The sequence below is a fragment of the Mesorhizobium sp. USDA 4413 genome (assembly GCF_056280365.1).
The window spans coordinates 781910-796424 of sequence record NZ_JBVPRP010000001.1; the positions used below are offsets into that span (position 1 = coordinate 781910).

Consider the following 14515-nt stretch of genomic DNA (forward strand, 5'->3'; position numbering starts at 1 on the left):
CCGGCCGTTTCGGTTTGTCCCGATGCCTCAAGGAGTTCGTCATGGCGCCGCGCCCCGCCTGGAGCGGTTATCTCAAGCTTTCACTGGTCACCTGCGCCATCGAACTGAGTAACGTCGTCACCCACGCCGAAAAGGTGTCCTTCCACATCCTCAACCGCAAGACAGGCAACCGGGTCCGGCGTGTCTATGTCGACCAGAAAAGCGGCAAGCCGCTGGAAGAGGATGAGGAGGTCAGGGGCTTCGAAATCGGCAAGGACGAATTCATCCGCATCGAGGACGAGGATATCGAGGCGGTCCAGATCGAGTCCTCGCACACGCTCGATCTCGACGGGTTCGTCGACAAATCCACGATCGACCAAGTCTATCTCGACACGCCCTATTACGTCTCGCCGGCCGACAAGGTGTCGGAGGAGGCTTTCGCCGTCATTCGCGATGCCCTTGCCGAGAAGAAGATGGCCGGCCTCGCCCGCATCGTGCTTTATCAGCGCGAGCGCCCGGCGGTGATCGAGCCGTTCGGCAAAGGCATGCTGCTGACGACGCTGCGCTATGGCGATACGGTGCGCGATGCGTCCGGAGTCTTCGCCGATATCCAGTCCGTAAAGCTGGACGGCGAGATGGTCGAGCTGGCCGAGCATATCATCGACAAGAAGAAGGCGAAGTTCGATCCGGCCAAGTTCAGGGACAGGTACGAGGAATCGCTCCTCGAGCTGGTCCGCTCCAAGAAGGCTGGCGGAAAGGCGCCAAAGGCCAAGGCATCGCCGAAGCCGTCCAATGTCGTCAATCTGTTCGACGCGCTGAAGAAGAGCCTCAACGCAGATGACGACAAAGCCGGCAAAGCCTCGTCCAAGGCGCCGGCCAAACGGGCGAAGGCCAAGGCCGCGCCGAAGCGCAAGTCCGCGTAGGAGCCCGCAATGGCCAGCCTCGAACAATATCACGCCAAACGCGATTTCAAGAAAACCGCGGAGCCGGCCGGCAAGGTGAAGCTCGGCAAGCAGGGCGGCGGCATCTTCGTCGTCCAGAAGCATGCCGCGACGCGGCTTCACTACGATTTCCGCCTCGAGCATGACGGCGTCCTATGGAGCTGGGCGGTGACGAGGGGCCCGAGCCTCGATCCGCATGAAAAGCGGCTGGCCGTGCATGTCGAGGATCATCCGATCGACTACGCCTCCTTCGAAGGCACCATTCCGAAGGGTCAATATGGCGGCGGTTCGGTCCTGGTCTGGGACGAAGGCAGATGGACGCCGGATGGCGATCCGGCCAAGGGCATGAAGAAGGGCCATATCGACTTCGAACTCGAAGGCCACAAGCTCAACGGCCGCTGGCACCTGGTCAGGCTGAAGCCCCGCCCCGGCGAGAAGCGCGACAACTGGCTGTTGATCAAGTCCAGCGATGCCGCCGCCCGGCCGGGCGGGGATATTCTCGAGGAGGATCCGAAATCGGTGAAGTCCGGACTGACCATCGAGGAGATCGGCGAGGGCAAGACCGCCAAGGGCGAGAAGCCGAAGGTCTGGCAGTCGAACAGGCCGGCCAAAACCAAGGCCGGGCAGGCCAGGCGCCTCGAATTCATCGAACCGCAATTGGCCACGCTGGAGAAGAGCGCGCCGTCCGGCGACGACTGGCTGCACGAAGTGAAGTTCGACGGCTACCGCATGCAGGCGCAGATCGAAGGCAGCTCGGTCAGGCTGCTCACCCGCGCCGGCCTTGACTGGACGGAGAAGTTCGAGGGGCCGGTCACCGCGGCACTGGCCAAATTGAAATGCCGCGACGCCATCATCGACGGCGAGGTCGTGGTGCTGGCCGACAGCGGCGTGTCGTCCTTCCCGATGCTGCAGGCGGATCTGTCGGCCCGTCGCGCCGACCGCTTCATCTATTATGTCTTCGACCTGATGCGCCTCGACAGCGAGGATTTGCGCCGCGAGCCGCTGGTCGAGCGCAAACAGGCGCTGGCTGAACTGTTGGGCAAGCAACCTGAGGATTCGGCGCTGCGCTTCAGCGATCATTTCCACGAGCCCGGCAAGGTGATGCTGCAACATGTCTGCCGCATGGGCCTGGAAGGCGTGGTGTCGAAGCGCGCCGACGCGCCGTATCGCAGCGGGCGGGGACTGACCTGGATCAAGTCGAAATGCACGCTCAGGCAGGAATTCGTCATCGGCGGCTATCTGCCCTCGGACAAGACGGGGCGGGGCGTGCGCTCGCTGCTCGTCGGCTTCAACGAAGGCGGCAAGCTGCACTATGCCGGCCGCGTCGGCACCGGCTTTTCCGGCAAGGTGATGACGGATTTGAAAAACAAGCTCGACAGCCTCGAGACGGACACATCGCCCTTCTCGGCCGCCGTGCCCAAGGGCAAGGGCCTCACCTTCGTCAAGCCCGAACTTGTCGGCGAGGTGGAGTTCCGCAGCTGGACATCCGACCGTATAATCCGCCACGCCTCGTTCCAGGGATTGCGCGAGGACAAGCCGGCGGAGGAAGTTGTGCAGGAACAGCCGAAGCAAGCCGGCAAGGCCGAGAGCGAAGTGAAAGCGGCAAGTGGTAAGACCGCGCCAAAATCGGCCGGAACGGCCAAGACCTCGATAAAACTCTCGCATCCCGACAAGCTGCTATGGCCCGACGAGAAGATTTCGAAACGGGACCTGCTCGATCACTATGCGCTGGTCTGGCCGCGCATGGAGGAATTCGTCGTCAACCGGCCGTTAAGCCTGGTGCGGGCGCCGGACGGCATTCATGGCCAGCGTTTCTTCCAGAAACACGCATCGCCAGGCATGAGCGACAAGATCGCCAGGATGAAGGATCCGACCGATGGCGAGGAGATCCTCTACATCAAGGATTTCGACGGGCTTGCGGCACTGGTCCAGTACGGGGTGGTCGAGGTCCACATCTGGGGCTCGACGATCGATGAGCTGGAAAAGCCGGACCAGATCATCTTCGACCTCGATCCGGACGAAGGCATCGACGTCAGCCGCGTGCGCGAAGCCGCGCTCGACATCCACAAGCAGCTCGACGAATTGTCGCTGCCCAACCTGGTCAAGACCTCCGGCGGCAAAGGCTATCACGTGCTGGTGCCGCTGAAACCCTCGGCGGAGTGGGACGAGGTCAAGGATTTTGCCCATGATTTCGCCCGCGCGCTGGAGCAGGCGGCGCCCGAGCGATACACCGCGACGCTGTCGAAGAAGGCGCGCACGGGCAAGATCTTCGTCGACTATTTGCGCAACGGCCGCGGCGCGACCACGGTCGCGCCCTATTCCTCGCGCGCCAAGAAGGGTGCCACGATATCGATGCCGGTGACCTGGCCGGAGATCGAGAAGGGCCTCGCGCCGAACGCGTTCCCGCTTGGCGATAAGACGACGCTGTCACAGTTGAAGAAGGCCGATCCGTGGAAGGAGTTCTTCAAACTGGGGAAGGCGTTGAAGCGGAGTTAGCTGGCGCAACGAACGTCGCGATCCTTCGCGCCCCCTCCTGTCCTGCGGACATCTCCCCAATTTGTCTACGCTATGCAAGGTATCTTCTGTGACTGGCGTGACTGATCAGGCCGATGCTTGATTGCCACGTGTTTCCCCAATCCGTCGCTGCTTCGCAGCGCCACCTTTCCCCCCTCCGGAGGGAAAGGAAGCGAGCACTGGACGAGCGTTGACGGCAAAAAACTTGGCGCCTTTCCTCTACCCCGTTCAATCGGGGGAGGAGGCTCGGCGAAGCCGATACGGAGTGGGGGTCGACCAGTGCTACATTGGACAATGCATGCACCAAGCTGCCGTGCTGTCCCGCCAGCACAAAGAGATTGGCCGCCTAGGAGAGAAACACCCTCTCGAACGCCTGCCTTCCCTTCGGCGAGAACACCACGGCGCGGCTGTCCTTTTCGCGTCGCGCCCAGTTTTCGGCGATGATCTTGTCGAGGATGGCGGCGCCAAGCATGCCGGCGAGATGCGATCGGCGCACGCTCCAGTCGAGGCAGGCGCGGCACACCGGCCGCCGCGCCTTGGCTTGGGTCTCGATGCCGAGCGCGGAAAAATGCGAGGCGCCGGATGACGTGAGCCTGATCTCATTGCCCTCGCGCAGCAAAAGCTTCCTGTCGAACAGCCGGTCTAGCATCGCCACCGCCTGCTCGCCGGCGAGATGGTCGTAGCAGACCCGCGCCACGCGCATGGCCGCATCGCGCGGACCGGGGCGCACCCGTTTCGGACCGACCGCCTCGGCGACGCCGATGATCGCTTCGATCATGCCGGCCACCTGCGCGCTGGCGAGCCCGTAATAGCGATGGCGACCCTGGCTCGCCAAGGTCAGCAGCCCGCCATCCATCAGCTTCGACAGATGCGAGGAAGCGGTGGGCAGCGACACGCCGGCTTCCAGCGCCAGTTCCGACGCTGTCAGCGCCGTGCCGCCCATCAGCGCGTTCAGCATATTGGCGCGGGCAGGGTCGCCGACCAGGCTGGCAATGCGGGCGATATCGGGTCCTTCACGCATGGTTCGATCCTCATCGAAGCATTCTCGTCAGGAAAGCATTATTCTGGCGCCATCTCAAGCAGTCCGGGCAAACACTCCTGACAGGAGGATGCCTAGCACAGAGGCGCAAGCGATGCTTCGATCACGGTCGAAGCATCGATGGCGGAACCCAACCGGCCAGGAGACCGACATGACCATAACCTGCTTCATCCGTTACGAGATCGACCCGTTCGGCAAGGCGGCCTTCGAGCAATATGCGCGCGCTTGGGGCCAAGCCATTCCGCGCTGCGGCGCCGAGCTGATCGGCTACTACGCGCCGCATGAAGGCTCGGCCACCACTGCCTACGCCGCCTACAACATCGAGAGCCTCGCGGCCTATGAAGCCTATCGCGCCCGGCTTGCCGCCGACCCGGTCGGCAAGGCAAACTACGAATTCGCCAGGCGCGAGAAATTCATCCTCAAGGAGGACCGTGTCTTCCTGAAGCTGGTGTCCGGCCCGCATGGTCCAAGGCAGCTCTTTCGCACCGACATGACCGTCAAGGAAGGAATAGAGGCATGATCGCTGTCATCTTCGAGGTTGAGCCGGCGGAAGGGAAGCGCGATGCCTATCTCGGCATCGCCGCCGAACTCAAGCCGCTGCTCGAGAGCATCGATGGCTTCATCTCGGTCGAGCGCTTCCAGAGCCTGACCGATCCGAAGCGCGTGCTGTCGCTGTCCTTCTGGCGCGACGAGGAAGCGGTGAAAGCCTGGCGCAACACCGGGGAGCACCGCCAGGCGCAGCAGGCCGGCCGCGGCGGCATCTTTGCCGGCTATCGTCTGCGCATCGCCCATGTGGTGCGCGACTACGGGCTGACGGAAAGGGCGGAAGCGCCGGCGGATAGTAGGGCGGTGAATGGGTGAAGCGCGGCTCTCCCTTCTCCTTTGTGGAAGAAGGTGGCCGAGCGAAGCTCGAACGGATGAGGGGTGCTCCAGCTTGGCGCCGCCGGAGGAGACGGTAAGTTTGCCAGCCTCTCACTCCGCTGGAACACCCCTCATCCGTCTCTCGGCGCTATCGCGCCGATCCACCTTCTCCCGCAAGGGGAGAAGGAGAGCGCTGGCGCTAAGCATTCCCGATCAGCACGCCCGCCCCGAAGACCAGCGCGCCGCCCAGTACCACCTGGAAGGCGGCGCGCCAGAAGGGCGTCTGCATGTAGCGGTTCTGGATGAAGGCGATCGCCCAGAGCTCGAAGAACACCACGATCGCCGCGACGATCGTCGCCGTCCAGAAGTAGGGAATGAGATAGGGCAGCGCGTGGCCGAGCCCGCCCAGCGTCGTCATGATGCCGACGGTCAGCCCGCGCTTCACCGGCGAGCCGCGGCCGGACAGCTTGCCGTCGTCGGAGGCAACTTCGGTGAAGCCCATCGAGATGCCGGCGCCGATCGAGGCGGCGAGGCCGACGAGGAAAGTCTGGAATGTCGCATGGGTGGCGAAGGCGGCGGCGAAGATCGGCGCCAGCGTCGACACCGACCCGTCCATCAGCCCGGCCAGCCCGGGCTGCACATAAGTGAGGATGAACTGGCGCTGCTCGGCCGTCGCCTCCTCCACCTTGACGGTGCCCGGCACATGCTCCTGCTCCAGTTCATGCGCCGAGCTCTCATGGCCTTGCTCGGCCACGGCGAGATCGTCGAGCAACTTTCGCGTCGAGGCGTCGGTAGTGCGCTTGGCCGCCTCGACATAGAAGCGATAGGCCTGCCGCTCCATTTCCTCGGCCTGCCGCCGCACGTGCTCGATGCCGAGCGGCTTCACCAGCCAGTCGGGCTTGCGCTCGAAATAGCCTTTGACGTGCTCGCGCCGGATCAGCGGGATGCGCTCGCCGAAGCGCTTGCGGTAAAGCTCGATGAGCGAATCGCGGTGGCCATCCTCCTCCTCGGCCATCGCCTCGAACACTTTTGCCGATCGCGGAAAGTCTTCCGCCAGGCCATCGGCATAGGCGCGGTAGATGCGCCCGTCATCCTCCTCGGAAGAGATCGCCAGCGCCAGGATCTCCTGCTCCGACAGCGAATCGAAGGAACGGCGGCCGAAGCCGAAAACACGGGAAAGCATGATGGGATCACTCTAGTTTAGAATCGTTCTAAACTAGGATCTTGGCTGCCGGGCGTCAATCGCCAGTGCCGTCGATGCGCTCGCGAATGGTTGATCCAGCGCGTCCGGGCCGCCCTTCATTATTGCCGAATGTTTGCCTATATGGGCAGCATCAGCCGAAATTGAAGGAGACCAACGAATGACGGACAAGAAGCCTCCGCACGCATTCGATGCCAAGCCCGTTCTCGATCTCATCGCCAGCATCGAGGCCGACCTGCAGCGCCTCAAGGGTCTGGTCGAGCAGCAGATCGAAAAGTTCGATCCCGCCAATCCGCACAACAAGACGCCGGACGGCAAGCTCACCGAGGAAGGCGTCGAGTGCTGCTACCGCATGTTCGACGAGGGCAAGTCGCGCTACACCGTCGCCCAGCAGATGAAGATCTCCTTCGCCGCCGCCACGCACCGCTTCAACAATTGGCGCAAGCTCGGCGGCAGCAAAAGGACGAAGACACTCTTGGGGTGAAGGGGCGGTCCTTCACTTGGTGAGGGTGTCGATCGAGCGCATGTGAGCGCGCAAGGCGGCCATAAGCGACGGCGGGCATTTCCTAAAATCCCGAGCTCTGAGGGCAGCCCGCCCGCTATGTGGCCCTACTGCTCCTCGATCGTCGTCATGCCTTCGAATTCCGGCAGCCAATGCAGCGCCGAGCGGTGCCAGACCTGTCTTCTCGGAACGAGATCCTCGCGCTGGCGCGCTGTGCCCACCCTGATGCCATAGATTTTCGGTCCATCGCCAACCGAGGTGGCATAGAGATGCGATCCGCATTCGCCGCAAAAGGCCTGCGCGCGCTTGGCGCCGCTGGATCCGGTCTTGATATAGACCTTCGGCGTGCCCTTGGTAATCCGGTAATGCTCTTCTGACGCCCCCACGGTCACGCGAAAGGCTGTTCCCGTCAGTTGCTGGCAATCCGTGCAATGGCAGATCGAGGTCTTCTCGGGATCGACCTCCGCCTCATAGGTGATCGCGCCGCAATGGCATCCGCCGTCGATCTTCATTGGCCGTTCTCCTCACGAACTTCGCTTCGTTCAACCTAACTCTCGTCCGAAGCCTCGGCCATGGCCTTGCGCCGCTGCTCCCATGTGCCAGTGGCCTGCGGCTTGACGAACAGCCTCGAGATTTGCGGCATTTCCTTCTTGAGCCTTGCTTCCAGGCGCTCGACGCAGGCTTCGATCTCGGGCGCGGTGAGATGATCCTCGAATTCGATGCTCAAGCCCGCGACGATCTCCTCGGGGCCGATATGGACGCTCAATATGCCGTTCGCCCGCTGCACCGCCGGATCATCCTGGGCGATCGCCAGGACCTGGCGCTGCACGTCCAGGGAGGCGGGCTCGCCCATGAGCAGCCCCTTGCTCTCGCGCGCCAGGAAGACCGCGGTCGCCCCGAGGATGATTGAAATGCCGATCGAGCCGACGCCGTCGAGCTCCGGGATTTCGAGAAGTTCGGCGGACAGGATGCCGGCGAAGGCGACGACGAGCCCAAGCAGCGCGGCGCTGTCCTCGAACAGCACCGTATAGACGCTGGGGTCCTTGCTGCGGCGCACCGCCTGGAACCAGCCCTGCTTGCCCTTCTGCTGCCGAAACTCCTTCAGCGCGACCAGCCATGAGCTGCCCTCGAAGAGGAAGGAGAGGCCAAGCACGATGTAGTTGACCTTGACGTTGACGACCGGTTCGGGCGCCATGATGTGGATGACACCCTCGTAGAAGGACACGCCGGCGCCAAGCGCGAACACCAGAAGTGCCACGATGAAGCTCCAGAAATAGAGCTCGCGTCCGTGGCCGAGCGGATGCGTGCGGTCGGGCGGCCGCGCGGCGCGATGCATGCCGTAGAGGAGCAGCGTGCCGTTGCCGGTGTCGACTAGCGAATGCACGCCTTCCGACAGCATGGCGGACGAACCGGTGAAGGCTGCCGCCGCGAATTTGGTGAGCGCGATCGCCAGGTTGCCGGCGAGCGCGGCGTAGATCACCCGTCTCGATCCGCTATGTCCTGCCATCCGATCTCCCGACGCGCCCCAGGGGACACTGAAACTCCACAGACAATGCGCCAGGCAATCGGAAGTTCAAGCAATAGCTATGCGCTTGAGCCGGCTAGCGTGGGGAAACCGGTTGACAGCCGGCCGGCCGGCTTCGCAAAGCGGCACAGCCTCTTGCAGTCCGGCATTTCTCTTGTTTCACTTGGATTGCCCACAAACCGGAGGAGCGAATCATGGCAAAAGGTGCGATGAAGGCGGGCAAGGAACCCCGCAAGCCGAAGAAGGATGCCAAGAAGCCCGCCGCGGCCCCGGCTCCGAAGGCGCCGCCGGTCAAGGCGATGCGCATCAAGGAAAAGTAAGCGGCCGGATTCGGTCGGCCTCGCTCGATCCTCGCTTGAACCGGCAGCATGGCCGTGCTGCCGGTGTTTTGTTGATCGGGAAACAGGGGCACCCTATATCCAAGCGGCGAGGACGACCTCGCTTCCCCGAGAACCGGCCGGGACGACCCGCCACACCCAGCATCTCAACCGATGCTGGAATGACGGAGCGCTTTAGATGTCCTGGATCTTTCTTTTCTTCGCCGGCCTGTTCGAGATCGGCTGGGCGATCGGCCTCAAATACACCGACGGCTTCTCCAAGCCGCTGCCGACCCTTCTCACCATCGCCTCGATGATCGTCAGCCTCGGCCTGCTCGGCCTGGCGCTGAAGACGCTGCCCGTCGGCACCGCCTATGCGGTGTGGACCGGCATCGGTACCGTCGGCACGGCGCTGCTCGGCATCTGGCTGCTCGGCGAACCGGCGACCGCGGTGCGGCTCGCCTGTATCGGCCTGATCGTTTGCGGCATCGTCGGTCTCAAACTGGTAGCCTGAACAATTCCAGGCACAAACACGTTCAGGGCCGCTTTCGGCGACCCTGACCTTATTTTCCGACGAACCGGAACTTAGAGCGGTTCAACGTTCACACGCCGAACCGCTCTACGTCTTGGTTTTGCGCAATTCCGAACGGAAAACCGCTACGCACTTTTCCTGGAATTGCTTTAGCGGGCGGAGAAGCCCGGAGGCGTTCTGCCGACGCGCGCCTTGCGGGCGGCGTAGCGTGCGTCACGCTTGGCCTTGCGCGCCGCTTCCTCGGCGAGCTCGATCGCGATGCGCTCGGCTTCCTCGGCCTCGCGGCGCCTGGCCTCTTCGGCCGCCGCGGCTTCAGCCGCAAGACGCGCCGCTTCGGCAATCGCCTCGCGCTCGGCCTTCTCGGCCGCTTCACGCGCCAGCTTTTCCTGCTTCAGTCTTGCCTTTTCAGCCTCGCGGATGGCGCGGGCCTCGAGGATTGCCTTGCGTTCGGCCTGGCGGGCGAGCACGGCCGGATCATCCGCCGCCGGTCTTGCCTTGAAGCGCTCGAGCAGCGCCTTCTTTGCCTCGTTCGCGGCGTTGCGCCGCTCGAAAATGTCTTTTTCCCTGTAGATAGCCAAGTGCACTTCCCTGCAGTCTATTTGCGAGGCTTACATACGCGCGAAAGCGGCGAGTTCAAGCGCCAAAACGGTATGCCAGCCATGAAAAATCCGGGCTTGTTGCCGCAGAGATACGGCATGGCGATGGGGCGATGCACTGTTCACAGATCGCGCGTCTGGCGGCTGGCAGGGCGGATCGTTACCTCTAGCGCCGACAAGCAACATCCACACGAACGCCCTTTAGGACGCAACCAGATGGAACTCGGTCTTTATACTTTCGCCGATGTCAGCCCGGAGTCCGGCCCCGGCGCCATCGGCCCGCATGAGCGGCTGCGCAATCTCATCGAGGAAATCGAGCTGGCCGACCAGGTCGGGCTCGACGTGTTCGGCCTCGGCGAGCATCACCGCCCCGACTACGCGGCCTCGGCGCCTGTGGTGGCGCTGGCCGCGGCGGCAGAGCGCACGAAGCGCATCAAGCTCACCAGCGCGGTCACCGTGCTCTCCTCCGACGATCCGGTGCGCGTCTTCCAGCAATTCGCGACACTCGATCTTCTGTCCGGCGGCCGCGCCGAGATCATGGCCGGGCGCGGCTCCTTCATCGAATCCTTCCCGCTGTTCGGCTATAACTTCGAGGACTATGACGAACTCTTCGCCGAAAAGCTCGACCTGCTTTTGGCCATCCGCGACCAGGTGAAGGTGACGTGGCAGGGTAGGCTGCGAGCGCCGATCAACGGCCGCGGCGTCTATCCGCGTCCGTTGCAGGAGAAGCTGCCGATCTGGATCGCCATCGGCGGCACGCCGCAATCGGCCGCCCGCGCCGGCGTGCTCGGCCTGCCGCTGGCGCTTGCCATCATCGGCGGCGAGCCGGCCCGTTTCGCGCCGCTGTTCCAGATCTACCGCGAGGCGGCAAAGCGCGCCGGCACCGATCCGGCCTCGCTTGCCACCAGCATCAACGTGCATGGCTTCATCGCCGGAACGATCGAGCAGGCGGCCGACGATTTCTACGGCCCGCAGGCCGAAGTGATGAACCGCATCGGCCGCGAGCGCGGCTGGGGTCCGACCTCGCGCGCCCATTTCGACCAGGCGCGCGGGCCGAACGGCGCGCTGTTCGTCGGCAATCCTGAAGCGGTGGCGGAAAAGATCGTCGCCCAGCACAAGATCTTCGGCAATGACCGCTTCCTGCTGCAGATGGCGATCGGCACCATGCCGCACGCCAAGATCATGAAGGCGATCGAGCTCTACGGCACCAAGGTGGCGCCGATCGTGCGCAAGGAGACCGCTAAGGGGGCATCCGCCGCGCCGGCGCCGGCCGCCTGAGCGGCTGCACACCAAGGGCGTCCACGACCACCGGCTAACGGAACCTTGGCGCGGCAAGCACGTTTCCCCGTCGATTGCACCGGTCGCGGTGCCTGAGGGGAACCGATGAAAGCCGAACCGATCGCTTCCGGCGCGAGGGTTGCCGAAAGCCCTGACACGCGCGCCGAGGCGCGGGCGGACATGCGCCTGATGCGGTCGCTGGTGATCGGGATCTTCATTCTGATGACCACCGCGGCGCTCTATTTCGCCCGTGCCTTCTTCATGCCGGTAGTGCTGGCCTTCCTGCTGGCGCTGACCTTGACGCCTATCGTGCGTTTCCTGCGCAAGCGCGGTATCTCGGAGGTTATTTCGGCGACGCTGCTGGTGCTGCTGTCGATCTTCATCTTCGCCGCCGCGGGCTATCTGCTCAGCGGTCCGGTCATCGAGCTCATCAACAACTCCTATTCGATCGGCCAACAGCTGACGGAACGGCTGGCGCCGTTCCGGCGACCCCTCGAACGGATGATGGATCTCGCGCATCAATTGGAGGGGCTGGCCGAGACGTCGCAGGAGCCGGGCGTGCAGCGGGTGGCGGTGGCGCCGTCCGGGATCCTGTCCTCGGCGGCGAGCAACATTCTGGAAGCCGGCACCTCCATCACCATCGTCTTCGTGCTGTCGCTGTTCCTGCTCGCCTCCGGCACGCTGTTCTATGAGAAAATCGTCCAGTCCTTCACCAGCATGAGCCAGAAAAAGCGGGCGCTGCGCATCGTCTATGACGTTGAGCGCGAGATTTCGCACTATCTGCTCACGGTCTCCGTCATCAATGTCAGTCTCGGCACGGTGATCGGGCTGGGCCTGTGGGCGCTCGGCATGCCCAATCCACTGGTCTGGGGGGCGATGGCGGCATTGCTCAATTTCCTGCCCTATGTCGGCGCGCTGATGACCGTCCTGATCGTCGCGATCATCGCGCTGATCAGCTTCGACACGATCGCCTATGCGCTGCTGGCGCCGGCCTTCGTGGTTTTGTGCGACATCGTCGAAGGCCAGTTCGTGACCCCCATGGTGGTCGGGCGGCGTCTGGAGATCAATGCGGTGGCGATCTTCATCGCCATCGCCTTCTGGTCCTGGCTGTGGGGCTTCGTCGGCGCGCTAATGGCGGTGCCGCTGCTGGTCGTCATCAAGGTTTTTTGCGACCATTTCGAAAGCCTGACCCCGGTCGGCAATTTCCTGGCGGCGCAGCACACGACCGTCGTTGACGACGAGCCGGCCGAGAACAACCACAATCACGCGGCCTGAGGCTGGCCCAATCTCAAACCTCTGCCATCGTTTGCGGCACCGGTGACCAGTGCCTATATCGGACCGGTCAAGCCGGACCTGTCTCCCGAATGAGCGATTTCGATCTCGATGGCTATTTTGCCCGCATCGGTTATGGCGGACCGGCCCACGCTTCGCTCGCCGCGCTCCAGGCGCTGCACGCCGCGCACCCGCGGGCGATCCCGTTCGAGAACATCGACGCCTTGATGGGCGTTTCGGTCGGCCTCGACGTGGCTTCGCTGCAGGACAAGATTTTTCGCCAGGGCCGCGGCGGCTATTGCTTCGAGCACAATCTGATCTTCATGCATGCGCTCGACGCGCTGGGCTTCACCGTCACCGGACTTGCCGCGCGCGTGCTCTGGGGCCAGCCGGATGACGCCGTCACCGCGCGCAGCCATATGCTGCTTCGCATCGAACTTGGCGGCAGTACTTACATTGCCGATGTCGGCTTCGGCGGCTTGACGCTGACGGCGCCGCTGCTTTTGCAACCCGGGCTGGAGCAGCAGACGCCGCACGAAACCTTCCGCCTTGTCGAGACCGGCGGACAATTCCGCCTGCAGGCCGAGATCGGCGGTGATTGGCGCACGCTCTATCGCTTCGACATGAGCGAGGCCTATGAGGTCGACTACCGGGTCGCCAGCCATTTCCTCTCGACTCATCCAAGCTCGCATTTCCTGTCGACGCTGGTCGCCGCGCTCGCCTTGCCCGACCGGCGCTATGCGCTGCGCAACAACCGGCTGTCGACGCATCATGCCGGCGGCCGCAGCGAGCAGCGCGAGATCGCGACGGCTGCCGAACTCGCCGACGTGCTGGAGGACCAGCTCGCCATCGTCATTCCCGACCGCGCCGCCTTCGCGACGAGGCTGCGGGAAAAACGCATCGTGGAGACCTGACCCATGACGGACCTTTCGGTTCTCGACCTGTCGCCGATCACGCAAGGCAGCACCGCCTCGCAGTCGCTTGCCAATTCGCTCGACCTCGCCCGCCATGCCGAGCGCCTGGGCTACCGGCGCTATTGGCTCGCCGAACACCACAACATGCCGGGCATTGCCAGCGCCGCAACATCCGTCGTGATCGCGCATGTCGCCGGCGGCACCAAGACGATCCGCGTCGGCGCCGGCGGCATCATGCTGCCCAACCATGCGCCGCTGGTGATCGCCGAGCAGTTCGGCACGCTGGCCGCTCTTTTCCCCGGCCGCATCGACCTCGGCCTCGGCCGCGCGCCAGGCACCGACATGCTGACCGCGCGGGCGCTGCGCCGCAACCTCGAAAGCGCCGACAATTTCCCGCAGGACGTGGTCGAGCTGATGGGCTATTTCCAGCCGGCCGAGGAAGGCCAGCGCATCCGCGCCGTTCCGGGCGAGGGCCAGACCGTGCCGGTCTGGATTCTCGGCTCCAGCCTCTATGGCGCGCAGCTCGCCGCGCTTCTCGGCCTGCCCTACGCCTTCGCCTCGCATTTCGCGCCGGCCGAGCTCGACCATGCGCTGGAGGTTTATCGCACGCGCTTCCAGCCGTCGGCCGAGCTCGAAAAGCCCTATGTCATGCTCGGCCTGAATGTCTTTGCAGCACCCACGGATGCCGAGGCGAGGCTGCTGTTCAGTTCGCTGCAGCAGGCCTTCGTCAATCTGCGCAGCGGCCGGCCCGGCCAGTTGCCGCCGCCGGTCGAGAATTACGACCGCGATCTCGATTCCGTCGCGAAGACCATGCTCGCCCAGGCGCTGTCCTGCGCCGTCGTCGGCTCGCCGGAAACGGTGCGCCAGGGCATCGACGCCTTCATACGCCGCACTGGCGCCGACGAATTGATGGTAACCGCACAGTGCTTCGACCACGCAGCGCGCGTCCGGTCCTTCGAGATCCTCGCCGACGTGCACAAATCGATGTCGAAGGCGGCCTGACGGCGCCATGGCTTCTGATATGCTCGTCTGCTAAGGGCCCTC

General features: G+C 64.0%; 16 protein-coding genes. 11 read left to right on the forward strand and 5 right to left on the reverse strand.

All coding sequences use genetic code 11. From position 1 onward, the window contains the following. Positions 1-41: 41 nt before the first annotated feature. Both ku and ligD read left to right on the forward strand, forming a co-directional pair. Positions 42-902 carry a non-homologous end joining protein Ku gene (ku, locus tag ACVMIM_RS03970; protein WP_476110569.1) on the forward strand — a complete coding sequence of 287 codons (861 nt, stop codon included), beginning with the start codon at positions 42-44 and terminating at the stop codon, positions 900-902. Between the two features lie 9 nt (positions 903-911). Then, positions 912-3416, forward strand: coding sequence for a DNA ligase D (gene ligD, locus ACVMIM_RS03975; RefSeq protein WP_476110570.1), 2505 nt, complete (start codon positions 912-914; stop codon positions 3414-3416). Positions 3417-3780: 364 nt separating this feature from the next. Here ligD and ACVMIM_RS03980 read toward each other — a convergent pair whose 3' ends face one another. Further along, on the reverse strand, positions 3781-4455 hold the full coding sequence (locus ACVMIM_RS03980; RefSeq protein ID WP_476110572.1) for an ArsR/SmtB family transcription factor: 675 nt from the start codon (positions 4453-4455) through the stop codon (positions 3781-3783). Positions 4456-4624: 169 nt separating this feature from the next. Between ACVMIM_RS03980 and ACVMIM_RS03985 the strand changes: the two genes are divergently transcribed. Then, on the forward strand, positions 4625-4993 hold the full coding sequence (locus ACVMIM_RS03985) for an NIPSNAP family protein (RefSeq protein ID WP_476110573.1): 369 nt from the start codon (positions 4625-4627) through the stop codon (positions 4991-4993). Beyond that, positions 4990-5334: an antibiotic biosynthesis monooxygenase family protein gene (locus tag ACVMIM_RS03990; protein WP_476110574.1), complete on the forward strand. Its 345-nt coding sequence runs from the start codon at positions 4990-4992 to the stop codon at positions 5332-5334. The genes ACVMIM_RS03985 and ACVMIM_RS03990 overlap by 4 nt, the downstream gene beginning before the upstream one ends. Before the next feature lie 199 nt (positions 5335-5533). On the opposite strand, the gene mbfA is transcribed toward ACVMIM_RS03990, so the two are convergent. Then, a complete protein-coding gene (mbfA, locus tag ACVMIM_RS03995) occupies positions 5534-6517 on the reverse strand; it encodes an iron exporter MbfA (protein ID WP_278051234.1) in 984 nt (327 codons plus the stop codon). Positions 6518-6695: 178 nt separating this feature from the next. Between mbfA and ACVMIM_RS04000 the strand changes: the two genes are divergently transcribed. Beyond that, the gene (locus tag ACVMIM_RS04000) at positions 6696-7019 is read left to right on the forward strand and encodes a hypothetical protein (RefSeq protein WP_040999331.1); all 324 of its coding nucleotides are present in this window, start codon (positions 6696-6698) and stop codon (positions 7017-7019) included. A 125-nt stretch (positions 7020-7144) separates the two neighbouring features. On the opposite strand, the gene ACVMIM_RS04005 is transcribed toward ACVMIM_RS04000, so the two are convergent. Together ACVMIM_RS04005 and ACVMIM_RS04010 are read right to left on the reverse strand one after the other, a co-directional pair. Beyond that, positions 7145-7549, reverse strand: a complete 405-nt coding sequence (locus tag ACVMIM_RS04005) for a GFA family protein (RefSeq protein WP_040999333.1) — start codon at positions 7547-7549, stop codon at positions 7145-7147. Between the two features lie 35 nt (positions 7550-7584). Next, the gene (locus ACVMIM_RS04010; RefSeq protein WP_476110576.1) at positions 7585-8544 is read right to left on the reverse strand and encodes a cation diffusion facilitator family transporter; all 960 of its coding nucleotides are present in this window, start codon (positions 8542-8544) and stop codon (positions 7585-7587) included. 212 nt (positions 8545-8756) lie between these two features. Here ACVMIM_RS04010 and ACVMIM_RS04015 point away from each other — a divergent pair, with 212 nt between their 5' ends. Next, positions 8757-8882, forward strand: coding sequence for a hypothetical protein (locus ACVMIM_RS04015; RefSeq protein ID WP_082953831.1), 126 nt, complete (start codon positions 8757-8759; stop codon positions 8880-8882). 196 nt (positions 8883-9078) lie between these two features. Beyond that, positions 9079-9393, forward strand: a complete 315-nt coding sequence (gene sugE / locus ACVMIM_RS04020; protein ID WP_040986423.1) for a quaternary ammonium compound efflux SMR transporter SugE — start codon at positions 9079-9081, stop codon at positions 9391-9393. A 167-nt stretch (positions 9394-9560) separates the two neighbouring features. Here sugE and ACVMIM_RS04025 read toward each other — a convergent pair whose 3' ends face one another. After that, entirely contained in the window at positions 9561-9989 is a 429-nt protein-coding gene (locus ACVMIM_RS04025) for a DUF6481 family protein (protein WP_040999338.1), read from the reverse strand. A 234-nt stretch (positions 9990-10223) separates the two neighbouring features. Here ACVMIM_RS04025 and ACVMIM_RS04030 point away from each other — a divergent pair, with 234 nt between their 5' ends. From ACVMIM_RS04030 to ACVMIM_RS04045, 4 genes are all read left to right on the forward strand, one after another. Next, on the forward strand, positions 10224-11285 hold the full coding sequence (locus ACVMIM_RS04030) for an LLM class flavin-dependent oxidoreductase (protein ID WP_476110581.1): 1062 nt from the start codon (positions 10224-10226) through the stop codon (positions 11283-11285). 105 nt (positions 11286-11390) lie between these two features. Next, positions 11391-12560 carry an AI-2E family transporter gene (locus ACVMIM_RS04035; protein ID WP_476110583.1) on the forward strand — a complete coding sequence of 390 codons (1170 nt, stop codon included), beginning with the start codon at positions 11391-11393 and terminating at the stop codon, positions 12558-12560. 89 nt (positions 12561-12649) lie between these two features. Further along, positions 12650-13471 (forward strand): arylamine N-acetyltransferase family protein, encoded by an 822-nt coding sequence (locus tag ACVMIM_RS04040; protein ID WP_476110584.1) that lies wholly within the window; start codon positions 12650-12652, stop codon positions 13469-13471. A gap of 3 nt (positions 13472-13474) precedes the next feature. Then, positions 13475-14473: an LLM class flavin-dependent oxidoreductase gene (locus tag ACVMIM_RS04045; RefSeq protein WP_476110586.1), complete on the forward strand. Its 999-nt coding sequence runs from the start codon at positions 13475-13477 to the stop codon at positions 14471-14473. Positions 14474-14515: the final 42 nt, after the last annotated feature.